We start from the raw sequence: 16,674 nt of genomic DNA on the forward strand, positions 1-16,674 counted from the left end.
TACAAGTTCTTGGGAATGGTGCAACATCTCAGATAAAACCTGTTGAAAATAACTATTCAGCCTAGCTCATTTGGAGGCTGAATAGTTAGACATTTTTCTCGTAAATGCCCAAAATTCGCATCTACTATTTCTCTGTGATATGAGCCATTACGACGTTGTAATTGTGGGCGGCGGCCCCGCTGGGAGCACTGCTGGCACTCTGATCAAGAAATACAATCCCAATCTGAGCGTGCTAATCCTAGAGAAAGAAAAATTCCCTCGCGATCATGTTGGGGAAAGTCAATTGCCTCAAATTAGTGATGTGCTTCAAGAAATGGGATGTTGGGACAAAGTAGAAGCAGCCGACTTCCCAATTAAAATCGGTGCTACCTATCGCTGGGGAAGCGATCCAAATCCTTGGGATTTTAATTTTATCAAGCCTGAACAGTTTAAAGATGAGCAGCGTCCTGCTAAATTTGAGGGACAGAGACGGCAAACTGCTTTCCAAGTCGATCGAGCAAAATATGACGAAATTTTGCTGCGTCACGCGGAAGAAATGGGATGTTTAGTAAGAGAAGAAACGCCCGTTGTTAAAGTAGATACAGAGGGCGATAGAATTACCGCTTTGCACTTGCGGCAAGAACAAATAACTGCCCGCTACTACATCGACGCCTCCGGTCACATTGGCGTGTTGCGACGAGTTTTAGGAATCGAAACACACTGCCCGACGCGGTTGCAAAATATCGCTATCTGGGACTACTGGACAAACGCTGAATGGGCCGATGAAATTGGCGTTGGTGGCACCCGCGTACAGGTAATGAGTTTGAGTCACGGGTGGATTTGGTTTATTCCCTTGGGCCCTACTCGCACCAGTATCGGCTTTATTTGCCCTGTGGAACATTACAAGCAGATGAAACAGCGGCCAGAGGATATATACTCTCAAGCCGTCAACAGCGAACCCCGCATCAGCAAGTTAATCGCTAATGCTACCAGTACCGGAAAGATTGAAACTACAAAAGATTGGTCATTTTTGGCTGATAGAACTGTAGGAGAAAACTGGTTTTTGGTGGGAGAAGCGGCAGGTTTTGCTGATCCAATTTTAGCTGCTGGCATGACTTTAGCTCACACTGGTGCCCGTGAAGTGGCTTACACAATTTTGGAACTAGAGCAGCAGAAGCACGACGGCAACTGGCTTAAATCTCAATATGACCACAATCAGCGCAGCCGAGTTAAAAAGCACATTCGGTTCGCGGATTACTGGTACGCTGCTAATGGTCAGTTCACTGATTTACAAGAGCATTCTAGGGAAATCGCGCGGGATTCTGGGTTGAATTTAAGCCCGGAAAAAGCTTTTCAGTGGTTGGCTCAAGGCGGATTCACGAATGATATTTTGGGTCAAGCTGTGATTGCTGGATTTGATTTGGGTTCTATGAAACAGGTGATGCAACGCTTCTCGCAGCAGGAGGTTCCGTGGCTACTTTCGGCATACAATGTGTTTCAGTTAGATTTATTGGATGCGGAAGTCGAGTTTGTAGCTGTTTATGATGCTGGTCAAATTAGCAAGATCAAGTGTTATGTGAAGAACGGTCAGCGATTGCCTGTTACAGGTTTATATGGTTTGCTGATTGACATTTTGGGCCGCACTCAGTACATTGAACAAATTTATCGGCAGTTGGTACTGGTGTTTAAGGAACGTTTTTCTGTGCAACACGCACGAGTAGCTCTTCATCAAGCCCTTGGTTGTTTGGAGGTGATGGTGAGTTCTGGTATTGTCAAGGCGATATTAAACCCGGAGTTGTCTAAGTTGAATATTTCCATACCTATGGAAGGTGAGTTAATTCACACTCACAGGGATGTGAATTAAGGCGCTACCAGAAAGCTTGACCCCAAACCATCTCAAATCTTAAAAAACAAAAAGTCTGAAGCTGGAAAATTCCAACTTCAGACTTTTACTAACTCCCCGGGTAGGATTTGAACCTACGACCAATCGGTTACACTTATCCCAACGTTTCCGAAGGGCGCGGACTATTTCATCATCCCTACAAATCATGTTTGTGATTTGTCGTCGGATGTCGGGCGCTATGAGATTTATTGGTTAGGCTCCTCATCTCTAGTCTCTGCACCTTTCCAGCTACTTGCGATCGCAACCGCTGCCTTTCGCCAGACTTGGCTCAAGATTGCCGCCACCCGAAGTGCTGCGGTTTCCTTGAATTCACCCGATTTTTCAGTATCCGTTACCGGATAGAGCTGCTATGTCACTAGGGCTTTTGGTTGATGCCAAAGGCTTGCATTCATTACAGCCGACCGCTCTGCCACTGAGCTACCGAGGATTGGGGGTTTTTGTTACCCACATTTACTAACAATAGCTGAACTTCCTCGATTTGGCAAGGCCTTTGAGAAACTTTTTTTTTGTCAGACAGGGAGCGGGTTTCAGCAGCTAATGCAGCCCCATTCTCAACTTGGCGAGGCGCTGCTGGGATTCTGGATCGAGGGAACTGGCGAGAAAGCGACTGGAATTTTGTTTGCGGGATTTGTGCCGGCGCTCGCTGCGGCGGGCGGTGGATTCTACGTCAGCCGCTAGTTGTTCGGCGGACATCCATTCGGCACCGTAGCCGACTACGGTCAATTGCTGCGCTCGGTCTGAGGTGGCGACAATCATGCGGCCTTTGCCTTTGACCGATCGCAACTCGTAGCGCAAACTAGCACAAGATTTTTCAATATAAGTATCTGCTGTCTGACCGAAGTCAGTGTAGTGCACTGATAAATTTTTAGTAATAATTTCTTTAACGCCGGGAGTATCTCGATAGTGGGCGTCAAACACCAGCCTGGCCTCAAAATCTTGAACGGCGCTGTAGTTAACTAAAACCTCAATCAACTCGCGGCGAGCTGTTTCGAGTTCGTCGCGATCGCGCTTCTCTCGGAGTCGAGGCCAAAGTCCAATTATGTTATAGCCGTCTACAAGTAAAACTGCTTGTGATACATAGGGTGACATGGTTCAAGGCTGAAGAGCTCCAGCACGTATAGGACATTATTTGCATTGTTCATCAAAGCTTTTGTTCAATAATATTACCTATTGATGTGTAATTGCTAGGTTACATCGCAATAATTAAACCCCCCAGAGCCAGCTTTACCTGAGTTTTGGGGGGTTAGATTCATCTATAAATTTTCCGGATTATTCGGCAGATTCCAGTGGGACGGGCGATGCCTTACGCCCCGCTTCGCTACGTACAACTGTCGGCAGGGATATTTTCTCAACAGCAGGAGTACAACCGAGCCACTGCACCGACAACTGAGCAAACTGCTGCGGGGGGCCGCTCACGCAAAAACGAGTCGGTAGCGCCGTACCAGGATTTCGCAGCCCCAAAAGCTCCAATTCTCTGGCTGCAGCCGCCACCACCCGTACCGCAGGATCGATCAATGTCACCCCAGCAGGCAAAAGCGATCGAACCACAGGAGCCAACAGCGGATAATGAGTGCAGCCGTAAATCAGCGTATCGATGCGCTGCTGAATCAAAGGAGCCAAATATTCCCTAGCCACCTCACAAGTATAAGGATCGTGAATCCGGTTTTGCTCCACCAGTGGCACAAAAGCCGGACAGCTAACCTGCCACACCAGGCAAGAATCGTCCATCTCCAAAATCGCATTTCGATAAGCATTGCTAGCAGCCGTAGCAGGAGTTGCGATGACCCCGATCCGCTTGCCTTGCTGCACCGCAGCCTGCGCCCCCGGCAGAATTACTCCCAGCACCGGGATATCAAACTCAGCCTGCACCATCTCCATCGCCAAAGCAGAACTGGTGTTGCAGGCCATAATGACCATTTTCACATCCTGTTCCACCAACCAGGCCATAATTTCGCGGACAAACTCCACAATTTCTGACGGGGTGCGAGTGCCGTAAGGCAGCCTCGCCGTATCTCCAAAATAAAGTATCGATTCGTTGGGCAATTGTTGGTACAACTGGGTCAAAACAGTCAAACCGCCCACGCCGCTGTCAAAAATACCGATTCTTTGTTGTCCAGAGTCTGTTGTCATTTGTTAATAGTTAGTTATCTGTTGGCAGTTGGCAGTTGGCAGTTGGCAGTTGTCAGTTGTCATTTGTTAATCGTTTGCTGTGGCTAATAACAGATAACCAATAACATTAATCAACAGTCAACAGTCAAGAGTCAACTGCCCACTGCCCACTGCCCATTATCTTTGTTGAAGATAAAGCAAAATGCCGCGAGCGATCGAAGCCGCCATTTGACTGCGGTAAGCTGGGTCAGAAAGCCTAGCAGCATCCTCAGCACCCGTCACAAAACCCACCTCCAGCAAAACAGAAGGCATAGAAGTCTTCCTCAAAACATAAAATCGCGCCTGTCGCACTCGGCGGTCATTCGCCCCCGTCCCCTCCAAAATACTGGCGTGAATCACCCTGGCCAAATCTTGGCCGTTATTGAAATAATAAGTCTCAATCCCATTGATATCCGGCCGACTCATATTAATCGCATTAGCGTGAATGCTGACAAACAAAGTAGCATTCACCCGTTCCGCCAAAGAAACTCTGGGATCCAGGTCGATTTCCCTGTCGTCAGTCCGAGTCATCACCGCCTGCACCCCTTGCTGTTCCAGCAGCCTCGCCACCTGAAGCGAGATATCCAAAACAATCTCCTTTTCCAGAATGCCCTGAATCCCGACTGCCCCCGGATCGCGGCCACCGTGACCGGGATCGATTACTATTACGGCGCGGCGGTTAGAAGCTTGGGGCAACTCATCGGTTCCGAAAGTCCTTCTCGGCAAAGGCTGCAAATTGGGAGTGCGAGTCAAAGGCTGCGCGCTAGCATTCGACGATCGCAACTGCAAAGACAGCAACTGCGGGTTTGGTCTTGTCACCCTGCCTACCTCTACCCCCGATCGCGGCTGCACCCAAATCACCACAGTCTCCGCATCTTCTTGGCTGGCACTAAACGATACAGGACTGTTGGCATCGAGCTGAGGAATTTCGCCCGTCAGCACACTAGAGGCGATCCTAATCCAGTAAGCTCTCGACCCCTGATCCCACCCGCTGCTATAGGAGACTTGGCGGTCAGTTCTCACCACCAGTTGCGTGCCGTTACTGGCTAAATCAATTGACTGAACTCTCGCTAAATTTCCTTGAGCTTGTCTAGCCGGAGGGTCTACAGTCAGGCGGCGGGGAACCGAGGGCTGTCGTACTACACTTCCAGGCAATAGCACAACCCCGCCCAAATTGCTCACTGACGCCCGCCACTGAGTATTAGGACTCTTCATCCGCAAAGTCACGCGGGTAACGGGCGGGTCTGTTGGCAGTTGCCGGACTTCAATCTTGTCAACCCCGTGCTGACCGTTCGTTTGAGGCTGTTGGTTGCTTAGGGCCGGAGCTAAACTCGCTCCTTCAATATCGAGGGTGGCGATGTCCCCAGCCCGACTTTGTTGAAAATTAATTTGGGGGCGACCGCCCGCTGTGCGGACTAAAAAACCGTCCGCCGTCGCCTGAACGTTCTGAACTACAGTCGCCTCACCCGACTGGGCTTGGGGCGCTGAAGATTCAACCGATAACCTTTCTCCCCCCGGCTCTGAAATTGGATTTTGAGTTTCTGCCCGCACCGGCGTTGGCAAATCCACTGTCCACTCGCTCGGAGAAATACCCCGGAATTTTACTTGCTGAGGGTCTATAGTAAACCCGTCTCTGATCTCGACCACAATTCTGGTCGTATTGTTGTCAAACTGCCCTACCCGCACCGATTCGATCGCTCCTGAGAGCGGTCTGCTGACCGAGGGACGACCCAGACTCGTCCCCGGCAAGTCGATTACCAACCGCATCGGGTTGAAGATCAGTTGAGCCTTGGGTTGTACTCCCCCGTCTGTTGTAATGTAAAGCCGGTTCTCTGAAGCATCAAACCGCCAAGATTGCAGTCTAGCTGCTTCGGCGGCTCCGGCGAGCAAAAATACACTTAAGAAACTCGGTAGTAGCCAGTGGAATTTCACGACAGTTTTTTCCTCGTTTGCGTTACTGCCAAAAGCTGGAAGGGCGCTGCTTGCCCTCAGAGGCTTTCAGCAGTTAGCCGCCAGCAGACCGGGGGCACGGGGGCCGTCAGTTGTTGGCTAAATTGACTTTTTATGCGTTAACAGGCTCCAAAATGCCAGATACCGGCATTTTTGAACTTTCCCGTATACTTGGGGGCGATCGGTTATAAGCAGACTGAAAGATTGTTGGCACAAGGGAAGGTATTTATTTTTAGGAGCAAGAAACAAGGTGTTTCTTGAAGCTAGAAGGTACAAGTTAGAAGGTACAAGTTAGAAGGTAGAATTTTACCGTTCTTCCAGGGAGGGGTTTCATAGCTCTTTAATGTTGGCGAAGCTCGTTGCAAGGGTTATAATCCGCTTTACACTTGCGTTTTGTTCTAACTTTTCCTAAACTACCTCAATAACTTAACAACTTACCTCGCGAACAATCCGGATTTTCAAGATTTAGGTAACTTTTCAATACCGCCAAATGTTAGTCCCAGACAAACTGACATATTCTTTGGCAAAAGCTTTTTTGCTAACACATTGACAGTTAAATACAACTACATATCGCCCCTGCTCTTTCTTTTCTGATTTTTTAAATCAGTGGTTTTCGGTGCTGCTTGAAACTTAGTGGGGCGATCGTGATCGCGCCCGCCAATTTAACACTATGATAGCTAGTCCATGTTTTCAGCAGTAACGGGAGAGTTTTGTGTGTTACTTGGGCCGGCAATGCTTTGTACTTTAGACTCTTTTTGAGTGTTCGATCGACAGCCAGAGCATTGGTTGGTTGACCTGAGAAAAAGTTTTGACCGTAGATATAGTAGTTATCGCAGTTGTAAAGTTTGTTGGACAGCAAAGACAATCGATCAGCTTCTGGGTAAAACCTGTGATTTGGTTTAATGACTTGCCTTTCGACTAACTGCATAACTTGGATCTGTACTACCAGTTAGAGAAGATACACTATCTTGGTGATTGTGTCAATCTCTGAGCTTCTCAAAGAAGCAACCATCAATAACAGTAGATACATGACATCACAGAAAGACGGAGACTTACTTTGCTCCATGAGTCGTCCACCTAAAATGCGACAAGGGGGCGGACGCTATAACCGAGGCGGATATATCGAGCTCCGCGAGTACCGCCAACGGATTAGCGTCTGGGAAATTGTCGCCAATAAATAAGTTGCCCGACAGGGCATCCTTGTTTTTAGGACTAATATTCATAGCCATCAGCCTTATGAATAGTTGTCAGATGTTTTGGATGCACGTCAAAACATTTGTCTCTTGCGGTTAGCTTAAAACTTGGTCTAAACCGAATTGCAATTCTGCCTGTGTAGCTTCCTGCATATTTTCCAGTGAGGACGTTAGCTTTCACCAAGTCCCCAGTTTGAAAACCCATGAAGAACTTTTGGGCCGGTGCATGACGAATGGGGAACCCAAATCTGTCGGTTCCGCAGCGCTGTCTTCTTCCGTGTCCCTTAGCCTTAATTAGCAAAGGTTTCACGCTATTTAGCAGTAGTCTTTCGGGAGTTGATTCCCCGACACAAGCTGCATCAGTCCAATGCTGTTTTTCTATTCCCCTGGTTTGGCGGTTGAATTTTGTTCGTCCCCCTGAACCCAATTCCACGGGCAGTCCGGTTAACTGTAGTCTTCTGTATAGCTCCCAACGAGTAGCATTGACGGCTGCTGCATCCAGTAGAGGTGTCTTGGCTTGGGCTAGTATCCGCTGAAGGATTTCAGGTTTTTTCTTGAGAAATTCTTCAACGGGTTTACTTCCCTTGGCTTGGTTGCAGGAATGGCAACTAAGACACAGATTGCTGACCCGATTACTTCCTCCCTTAGACTTGGCGAGAATATGCTCAACCTCGAAAGGAACATTTGTCGCACCGCAATAAGCGCACTTCCTATTCCATTTTTGCAGTAAATATTCCTTAATTTCAAAACCGAATAATTCGCCCCTTTGATATTCGATTCCAGAAATTTCAGGATTCTGGAACTGTTTTAAATCGAAACGCACCAATTCTTGAGAAATGGCGGTAACGGGACAGACCTTTCTGATTCGCCTAACCCAGGTTTCAATATTGGCAACACGGCTATCAAGAGATGGTGGCAACCATCCTGTTTTACGGGTTCTGTTTAAAAAACGGGGTTGGCGGTAACGGGTCTTTCTGTTGCGACGCCCTCTTCTGAGCGAGCTGCGAGATTCGAGAGCCTCTTTAATTTGTTGCCCTCGGTGAGCAATTTCTAATGCGTTCGTGACGCGACCAGTTTGCTCTTGAACCACGGCAATACCCGTAGTTTTACTACCTGGGTCAATTTTGATTCGGTGACAGTGAGTTACCGAATCTTCGAGAATCCTATCCTGTAAAACAATGGTAAACGGATAGCGTTTAAAAACCTTAGCCCTCCCTTTTTTCAATAGTTCTCTTGCCCGTGCCCGGTGGCATGGGTCAAGAGGTTTCAAGTTTTTATCTAGGACAAATGTACGCATTACTGCATCACTCAATTTCTTGGTTAAGTTTGCCTCGACGATGTTAAGACTCGGTACTATCTGAGCAACACTGGCTTTCCCTTAATCACCTGTTTAATTGCTCGGTTGTAGAGCTTGAAACTGGCACGCATTTCAAGGTACGAAGTTTAACGCTTGGTCTTAACGCCTGCTAGTCAAGAACTAGCCGTCTGGTCAACAGGCTTTTTCAAGCCCACACCAGACCCTTCGGGTTGGTGTGCGGTAGTTGACGTCTAATCAACAGTGCTGCAATTCGCTCTCGCCCATAGGTGCAAAATTCCGGCTCATCCAGTTCAAAATTGCTTGATTTACTTGTTCCGGGCATTCATCCTGGGGACAGTGGCCCGCATTGTCTAATTCAACTAGCTCTAAATAATTGGGGTTGCATTCGACAAATTGGTGGGGTCGGGCGAACCGAGGGGGAATCATCCGGTCTTGTTTGCCCCAAATTAACAGCATCGGGATTCTTAAATTTCGCAGCACAGTCTTGACACTGGGGCAAAATTGTGAACTGCCTACAGCTTTAAATAAAGCGCAGAAGGCGCGGGCTGCTCCCCGATCGCCCGCTGGCCCTGCTAGAATTTCCACTAATTCGTCGGTAACAGCTTCGGGGTTGGAGTAGGCAAAGCCAATCCAGCGACGGACAAAGGAAGGCTTGCGGGCTAAATAAAACAAAGGCCTGAGTACGATCGGAGAAACAAACAAACTTTCAACCGTTTCGATCGCCGGAAGCAGCCATCCAGGTACCGCCTCGGCTCGCACAGAGGGGTCTGGGAGGCTAATCATTACCGTGCCGGCCACCATGTCCGGGTGAGCGGCGGCGACGGCCAGACAAATTAGTGAGCCGATCGAGTTCCCTGCCAATATTACTGGCTCTCTGATAAAAGTTAGCCAAAAATCATAAACTTGATCGACCCACAAAGATACAGAGTAGTCGATCGGAGCTTTTTGGGAAGCGCCAAACCCTAACAAATCCAAGGCGTAAACCGTTTGGTTTTCGGCGAGTTGGGCGAGATTTTGTCGCCAGTGTCCGATCGAAGCTCCAAACCCGTGCAGTAAAATAATCGGCGTTCCCGATGCGCGCGGGGCCATTGGTTTGGCCCCAGAATCTTGAAATTCCAGCGCGCCTTGATTTCGTACCCTATCGGGCCGCAAATAAGTGTAGCGAGTTTGCCAGCCCCGCCACATCCAGTCTCGTTGAGTTCCCACCCGTTGGTGCCACAGCAGAGAATTTGTCAATTTTGCCTCAGCTCGCAACATAAATTTACACTTGGTTATACCTATTCTACAAGGCAAATCAGGCGACTTGGGGGAGTTGCCAGACCGGGCGAGATGGGCTAGCAAAAGCGGCTGTACCTCATCCTTCAACTTTTACCCTAAATTTTTGACGGTTTTGTCATCGATCGGGCCTGGGAGCGGGCGATCGTGTGTGAAGTTAAAATAAAACTAGGCAGAAACTCAGCCAGAGTGAGTAGAATAGCAAGTATTGTAAGAATTCATTTACGATCAGTCCAAATATTCCCCAAGGCGTTAGCGGAGGGGGCACAGGGCGCGGTAGTACGTCCGGTAAGGGTAACACCTTATAAAACAGTTGGATCGTCAATCGTGAAAAATTGACCGCTCAAACCTGTAACTATCAAGAAGCTTCGCTATTAAACTACTGCTTGTAAAACCATTCATGCCTGTGATTGAAAGAAGACAAAATCGCAACCTACCCCAGATCAACGAAAATATTCGATACCCCAAAATCCGGGTAATCGATACCGACGGCGCGCAACTAGGGATATTGACACCTGCAGAAGCGCTGCGCCTCGCAGAAGAAAAAGAACTGGATCTTGTACTTGTCAGCGACAAAGCTGACCCGCCCGTATGCCGGGTAATGGACTATGGGAAGTACAAATTCGAGCAGGAAAAGAAAGCGCGAGAAGCAAAGCGGAAGCAGCACACTGCCGATGTTAAAGAAGTGAAGATGCGCTACAAAATTGAAGAACACGACTACCAAGTGCGCCTCAAACTAGCAGACCGCTTTATCAAATCTGGGGACAAAGTAAAAGCCACGATCATGTTCAGAGGTCGGGAAATCCAACACAGCAACCTAGCAGAGGACTTGCTTAAGCGCATGGCCACAGATTTGCAGGAAATCGCAGAAGTGCAGCAAGCCCCCAAAAAAGAAGGACGCAGTATGATGATGCTGCTGTCGCCAAAGAAAGTATAAATAGATAGTCATTAGTGAGCAGTCATCAGTCATAAACTGGTGACTGATAGCTGATGACTTCCGAAGTTAGTCAGGAATAAGCTACCACACAGGGAAATCAAGGCTGCATGGAAAATTTTCAAATCAGCGGTTCGGCGGGAGTAAGACAAGGAGTGCTACGATCGCTCAACCTGCGATCGGAAGAAGTAGAGCGAACCGTACTGATGTTCCTCGTCTACACTCTAACCTCCGTCGGGCTGATCTGGCTGGAACTCAGCACAGTAGGTCTTTTTCTAGATGAATTTGGTGCAGACAAAATGCCCTGGATTTATATAGCCAGCGCGTTTATCGGTTCTGGCTTGGGATTTGTCTACTCGTGGCTGCAAAAAATCCTGCCGCTAAGGCGCACCGTAGTGGTTGTTCTGGCAATGATGTCGATACCGCTATTTTTATTTCGATTCGGCATCGGCTACGAAAATACTAAGATAGCTGGCGTCAGCATCGCTTTTATTACTATTTTTTTGATGTGGCTGTGGGTAGAAGCTTGCTATGTCCTCAACGACCTTAATACTTCTATCACTTCCAACCAACTGTTTAATATTAGAGAAATCAAGCGCACCTATCCGCTAGTCAGTAGTGGCTATCTAGTAGCTGGAGTAGTCAGCGGATTTTCTCTGCCTGTTTTGCTGTACGTAGTCGGACTCAAAAACGTTACCCTCATATCGGGGTTGATGGTGGCGATCGGCTCGGTGTTGCTGTACTACCTCACGGAAAAATACAGCCAAGCATTCCCGGAAACGGCTCACTGGACGGATGATGATGATGAAGACGACGACCAAGAAGAATTTACCGCCCGCAAAGTTACAGGCCCACTTCAAAAATACGCCGTACCTCTAGTCAGTTTTTTCATCCTCGCAGAAGTCGTCTACGTGCTGGTAGATTTCCAATTCTACAGCCAGCTAGAATACCAAAACCCGGGGGACGGAGCTAGCTGGATCGCTAGCTTCTTGGGCATTTATGAAGGCATACAAGGCCTGTTTCAAGTGGCGACTCAATGGTTCGCTTCGAGCCGGTTGGTGGAAAGAATCGGTGTATTCGTGACGGCGATGATTTTGCCGGCGGGCATCGCTATACTCGGAGTGCTGACCATAGGAGCCTCTCTCGGCCAGCTAGTATCTGTGTTCATCGGGCTAATATTGCTGAGATTTTTAGACGAACTGCTGCACTACACGCTTTTGGAAACTGTTAGCCCGGTTTTATTTCAACCGATTCCCGACAATATTCGATCGGGAATTCAAACTTTGGTCAACGGTGTGGGCGAACCTTTGTCCTGCGGAGCTACAGGAGTAGGCATCCTGATTATGCTGTGGGTGACAGGCAAGATACTCCCCCAGCAAGACGAAAATGTATTTCACGACCAGCAAAGCTTGATATTTATTGGCGTGATCGTCATATTGGCACTGTTGTGGGTGTTTGTCGTATGGTTGATCCGCTCTCAATACGTGGGTTTGTTGGTCAAAAGTGCGGAGCGGGGGCGCTTGGGCGTCACAGACGTTGACCTCAAAGCTCTCAAGCGCGCAGTGGTGGAAACTCTACAAAAGCCGGGGGGCGAAGATGAAAAGCGCTCTTGCATAGAACTCCTGACGCAAATTGACCCCAAAAATGTCGGAGAAGTTCTGGCTCCCCTCCTCGATTCGCTGTCCCCTGGTTTGCAGCGCCAGAGCTTGGAAACGATGCTGCAACACCCGAACCCCGCCTATTTAGAATCAGTCCGCGCACTCTCGCAGCAATCCTTGCCGCCGGAGGTTCTGGCCTTGGCTTTGCGCTACATCTGGCTGACGGAAGCTGAACCGAATATTGAGAGCTTGCGGCCTTACTTGCAGCCGACGGTCGATCCGGTGGTGCGGGGTACGGCGGCTGCTTTAATTATGAGAAGGGGCGATCGCCTGCAAAAGGCAGAGGCTACTAACACGCTTCGCCAAATGCTGACGCACAAACAAGAGCGGGAACGTGTTATGGGGACGCGGGCTCTGGGAGAAGCTGATTATTTGCAAGGACTGCGGCTGCATATCCCCAATCTGTTGCAAGATGAATCTCTGCGAGTGCGCTGCGCTCTGTTAGACGTGATTTCGTCTACTCATTCGGAAGAATATTATCCTTCGCTGCTGCGCGGACTTGGTTACAAATCGACTAGGGAAGCGGCTTTGCAGGCTATAGTCAAACTTCACAACGATGCCATTCCTTTGCTCGTTTATTTGGCTGAGGATATCCACAAGTCGGATTTGGTCAGGTTGCAAGCTTGGACGGCTCTGGGTCAAATTGGGACAAATGAGGCGATCGACATTTTGGTCAGCAATTTGATGACGGCTTGGGGAACGACGAGGCGCAATATCCTCCGCATCCTGTTGAAAATGCCTTCGGAAGCGGGGATAGAGGGGGTTCTAGACCGCATCGGCCGTAGCGGCTTGGAAACTCTTATCGAACAGGAGTTAATGTTTATCGGTCAAATTTATGCAGGTCTGGTAGATTTGTCTGGGGTAACAAGCTACGGCAATTTCTCGGATCGGGAAGCCAACAGCACCGGAGCACCTGGGAACGATACGGCTCAATTGTTGCAGCGGGCTCTGGCGGGGTTGGAAGCTGATGCTAGGGAGCGGTGTTTTTTGCTGATGAAGTTTCTTTATCCGCTGGACACGGTACAAGCCGCTGCTTTCAACATCGCTTCTGGCCAACCTTCTTTGGTTGCGAGGGGATTGGAAATTCTCGATAATACTGTGGATATAGCTAGGAAGCGATCGCTCATCAATTTGTTAGATCAACACTCGGAAAGAGAAAAATTGAGCAACCTCTCGGAATTGATGGTTTACAAACCTCTAGCGCCTAGCGATCGTCTGCGCCGCTTGCTAGAATTGCGCCACTTCCTTTCGGATTGGGCTTTGGCCTGCTGCTTTCACTTGGCGAGGGAAGCGCGCTGGAGTCTTACGGCTCAACAAACTCTTGTCTGTCTGCAGCACCCGACGGGTTTTGTCCGCGAAGCAGTGTTAGCCTATTTGAAAATAGCCTCGCCACGGGCTTTGGTCGAATTGTTGCCCAGGCTGCAAAATGACCCCGATAATTTGGTATCCGCTCAAGTTGAAGAGATGATGGCAGAGTTGGGTGCTGGGGGAAAAAGGTAACATTAGTCAGTTGTCAGTTGGCAGTTGTTATTGTCAGTCAACCGTTAACCGTTAACCGTCAACCGTTTTTATTCCCCTTCTCCTTCCCCTTTTTAAGTTTAAATTAATCACTGCATCTCATTATGTTAACAAGCGTCGAACGCCTATTGTTTGTGAGGGAGGTTCCGATTTTTAAGGAACTGCGGGATGATTTTCTCGTGCGTCTAGCATCGGTAATGGATGAACTTTCGTTTCCTTCCAAGCACAGGATTTTTACGGAAGGACAAGAAGGGCGGTCTCTCTATATTTTGGTATCGGGAACGGTGCGCGTGCATATAGGCGATCGGGATTTGGCACAGTTGAAAGCGGGGGCTTGTTTCGGGGAAATGTCGCTGTTTGATGCGGAACCTCGATCGGCTTCTATTTCTACTGTCGAACAATCCGAGTGTTTGATGCTGACTCAAATGCAGCTATACGATGCGATTGATGAAACGCCGGGAATTGCGGTGAATATTATTCGTTTGCTGTCGCGCCGGATTCGGGAGTTGAATCAAAAGTTGAATGCTAAAGAAGCCATGATGCCTCCTACAGAGACTGTGAGAGTTCCTGAAATGCGATGAAATTGGGGAATTGAGAATTGTGTTTTTAGTTGATCGGTAATTCTGCACAATTTATATTCTGTAAGGTGCCAATAGCGCACAATTTTTCTGGCTAGTGTCCGCTATTGGCACCTTATACTAGATTCACAAAAAAATGTAACTATAGACAACCCCCAAACCAGAATATTCATCAGTCATAGCCAATCTAAAATCTAAAATCTAAAATCTAAAATCTAAAATTTAAAATCTAAAATGGCATGACTATCGCCAATAAGGCCGGCCCTTCCAAAAAACTCCCACAGTAACTCCTATTAGTGCAGCTTCCGATAAACTTGCTAATAAAGGAGGGATGGGTAGGAATGACTTTAACACCAAACCCAAGAGCACGCAGAAAACTAAAACCCACAAACTAATTCGGTTGAGCAAAAATTGTTGTTGCCAATACTCTAAAAAGTACACTGCTAAAGCTCCCATTCCCAGTGCAGCAACGAAAGGTATCAATGTCCCGAGGGATGGGCCGTAAAGAAGCGTCACGACGTTGCGGATTGGCCGCGATTGCGTGAAACCCCAGGCTAAAAATAACTCCAATCCAATCACGATTGAGTTGACGAGGGCGGAAATTTGCAGCATTTCTCGCCAAGGTAAAAGTTTTAAGCGCCGCAGAAAATTGTTCACGATCGGCAGATTAGGTAGGTTGCTTTGATTTTATAACAGTTTTGCCCTGGCGATCGACCTTTGATGACAATTTGTGAAGTAAAATAAAGATATAGAGCAGTCTCTTGACAAATTCACCCAGAGTAGCTGCCTATTAGTTGTTGGAACCGTGAAAGGAAAAAAGTTATGGTGGAGAACACTGTCGATTGTGCTGTAGCTTGCGTCAATGGCTGCGTTCTGGGCGACAAGTGCCCGAAGCGGGAATACGCAGAAGCAACGTCCAACTTTATTGAAAATACTTCTCTGGATAAAATGCTAGAAATAGCAGAGGAAGCGGTGAGAAGGAAACGGACGGAACCCCCCAAATGGGTAATTCCTGATTTTCCCGAATAGAATTAACATCCCCATTAAAAAGCGATCGCCCTTTTGAAAAGGGCGATCGCTTTTTGTATTCCCAATGAAATAGCTGCTCAGAATCAATATATTTCCTGGGATAGAAGCTAAAAGCTTAAATAGCAATTACAATGTCATTTAATGATAGCCATTGGCAATTACTAAAAATAATTCAGCTCAAGCGAAATTCGGACATTTTTAATTTAATTGAGTTCAAAAACAAACAGGAGCAAGTCTCGTGGCACAGCAAAAGGAACGCAACGCAAAAACAACAAGAGATGGTGATAATTTGGGCGAATTGCCTCAAGAAATTACCGAATCTTACGGTACCGGCGTCATCGCTCAACCGGGATTGAGCGAAGACGACATAACAACCCTGCAGGACAGCAGTTCCGAATACTCTTCCACTTCCCAAATCGGCGGCGAGGATGGCGATCCGGCTGCGGAACAAGAAAGTGCCACTGGCGAGCAATCGGTGGGCGGAACCGCGCCTACTCCCGACCTCGATCTTGTTGACGAACTCGGAGCCGCTGCGGGCATAGAAATGCCCGATGGGGCTATTTTGCACACCACAGATATGCTTGAACATCGAGATGAAAGTCGGTGGGAATTAGACCCGAGTTCTGCGGAAGATTATCAGGAACGGCCGGATTTGTAGGTTTATTTTTTACCATAAAATAGGCAGTAGAAGCGGATTGGATATCACATCCTTTAGGAGCGGGTTCATCAGTATCCATACTTCATATCTCAAGTATTTGTAAACCCGCCCCTCCTCAGTTTTGCTCTCGCAACACATACCCCCCTCCATGAACAGTATGCAGCAGGCGTTTTGAGTTACTTGCTTCTAACTTAATCCGTAATGCACGAATAGTAATATACACTTCAAGAATGTTTGACTCGCCCATAAAATCGTAACCCCAAACTTTTTCTAAAATTAGGTCGCGGGTAATGACTTGAAGGGGATTTTGCAGCATAAATTCTAACAAATCAAACTCTTTGGCAGTGAGTTCAATTAGCTGACTGCCTCGATATACTTCCCGGGTTAAACGGTTCAAGATTAGCTCTTCAAATTGTAGCTGATCCGGGTCATTTGGTTGAGTTCGACGCAGACGTGATGGGAGCATCCCGGTTTTGTAAATGGTTAAAAGTATGATAAGAGCCAAAATTTTTCGCCCTCCGCTATATGATAGA

Annotated in this window: 14 protein-coding genes; 6 read left to right on the top strand and 8 right to left on the bottom strand. The window is 47.9% G+C overall.

What is annotated here, in order from left to right; genetic code table 11:
* Window positions 1–139 precede the first annotated feature (139 nt).
* On the top strand, window positions 140–1,843 hold the full coding sequence (locus tag QT987_RS15360) for an NAD(P)/FAD-dependent oxidoreductase (RefSeq protein WP_333241464.1): 1,704 nt from the start codon (window positions 140–142) through the stop codon (window positions 1,841–1,843).
* A 573-nt stretch (window positions 1,844–2,416) separates the two neighbouring features.
* Here QT987_RS15360 and QT987_RS15365 read toward each other — a convergent pair.
* The 6 genes from QT987_RS15365 to QT987_RS15390 all read right to left on the bottom strand — a co-directional run bounded on the left by QT987_RS15365 (window position 2,417) and on the right by QT987_RS15390 (window position 9,748).
* Entirely contained in the window at window positions 2,417–2,971 is a 555-nt protein-coding gene (locus tag QT987_RS15365) for an NYN domain-containing protein (RefSeq protein WP_006635267.1), read from the bottom strand.
* 180 nt (window positions 2,972–3,151) lie between these two features.
* Complete coding sequence (gene murI, locus QT987_RS15370) at window positions 3,152–4,012, bottom strand: glutamate racemase (protein WP_333241466.1); 861 nt, start codon at window positions 4,010–4,012, stop codon at window positions 3,152–3,154.
* 156 nt (window positions 4,013–4,168) lie between these two features.
* Entirely contained in the window at window positions 4,169–5,962 is a 1,794-nt protein-coding gene (locus QT987_RS15375; RefSeq protein ID WP_333241468.1) for an N-acetylmuramoyl-L-alanine amidase, read from the bottom strand.
* 616 nt (window positions 5,963–6,578) lie between these two features.
* Window positions 6,579–6,908, bottom strand: a complete 330-nt coding sequence (locus tag QT987_RS15380; RefSeq protein WP_333241470.1) for a hypothetical protein — start codon at window positions 6,906–6,908, stop codon at window positions 6,579–6,581.
* Window positions 6,909–7,192: 284 nt separating this feature from the next.
* Window positions 7,193–8,470 carry an RNA-guided endonuclease IscB gene (gene iscB, locus QT987_RS15385; protein ID WP_333241471.1) on the bottom strand — a complete coding sequence of 426 codons (1,278 nt, stop codon included), beginning with the start codon at window positions 8,468–8,470 and terminating at the stop codon, window positions 7,193–7,195.
* 255 nt (window positions 8,471–8,725) lie between these two features.
* Complete coding sequence (locus QT987_RS15390) at window positions 8,726–9,748, bottom strand: alpha/beta fold hydrolase (protein WP_333241473.1); 1,023 nt, start codon at window positions 9,746–9,748, stop codon at window positions 8,726–8,728.
* Window positions 9,749–10,166: 418 nt separating this feature from the next.
* On the opposite strand from QT987_RS15390, the gene infC reads away from it, so the two are divergent.
* The 3 genes from infC to QT987_RS15405 all read left to right on the top strand — a co-directional run bounded on the left by infC (window position 10,167) and on the right by QT987_RS15405 (window position 14,457).
* Window positions 10,167–10,703, top strand: a complete 537-nt coding sequence (gene infC, locus QT987_RS15395; protein ID WP_006635262.1) for a translation initiation factor IF-3 — start codon at window positions 10,167–10,169, stop codon at window positions 10,701–10,703.
* Window positions 10,704–10,810: 107 nt separating this feature from the next.
* Window positions 10,811–13,858, top strand: a complete 3,048-nt coding sequence (locus tag QT987_RS15400; protein ID WP_333241475.1) for a HEAT repeat domain-containing protein — start codon at window positions 10,811–10,813, stop codon at window positions 13,856–13,858.
* A gap of 122 nt (window positions 13,859–13,980) precedes the next feature.
* Window positions 13,981–14,457 carry a Crp/Fnr family transcriptional regulator gene (locus tag QT987_RS15405; RefSeq protein ID WP_333241478.1) on the top strand — a complete coding sequence of 159 codons (477 nt, stop codon included), beginning with the start codon at window positions 13,981–13,983 and terminating at the stop codon, window positions 14,455–14,457.
* Window positions 14,458–14,697: 240 nt separating this feature from the next.
* Here QT987_RS15405 and QT987_RS15410 read toward each other — a convergent pair whose 3' ends face one another.
* Window positions 14,698–15,111, bottom strand: a complete 414-nt coding sequence (locus QT987_RS15410) for a peptide chain release factor 1 (protein WP_333241480.1) — start codon at window positions 15,109–15,111, stop codon at window positions 14,698–14,700.
* Between the two features lie 165 nt (window positions 15,112–15,276).
* On the opposite strand from QT987_RS15410, the gene QT987_RS15415 reads away from it, so the two are divergent.
* Together QT987_RS15415 and QT987_RS15420 are read left to right on the top strand one after the other, a co-directional pair.
* Window positions 15,277–15,483, top strand: a complete 207-nt coding sequence (locus QT987_RS15415) for a hypothetical protein (protein WP_006634408.1) — start codon at window positions 15,277–15,279, stop codon at window positions 15,481–15,483.
* Window positions 15,484–15,721: 238 nt separating this feature from the next.
* A complete protein-coding gene (locus QT987_RS15420; protein WP_333241482.1) occupies window positions 15,722–16,141 on the top strand; it encodes a DUF6335 family protein in 420 nt (139 codons plus the stop codon).
* Between the two features lie 115 nt (window positions 16,142–16,256).
* Here the strand turns inward: QT987_RS15420 and QT987_RS15425 are convergent.
* The coding region (locus QT987_RS15425; protein WP_333241484.1) for a winged helix-turn-helix domain-containing protein at window positions 16,257–16,674 on the bottom strand (418 nt) is incomplete at its 5' end.

It is taken from the genome of Microcoleus sp. SVA1B4, assembly GCF_036700545.1.
Taxonomy (GTDB): Bacteria; Cyanobacteriota; Cyanobacteriia; order Cyanobacteriales; family Microcoleaceae; genus Microcoleus.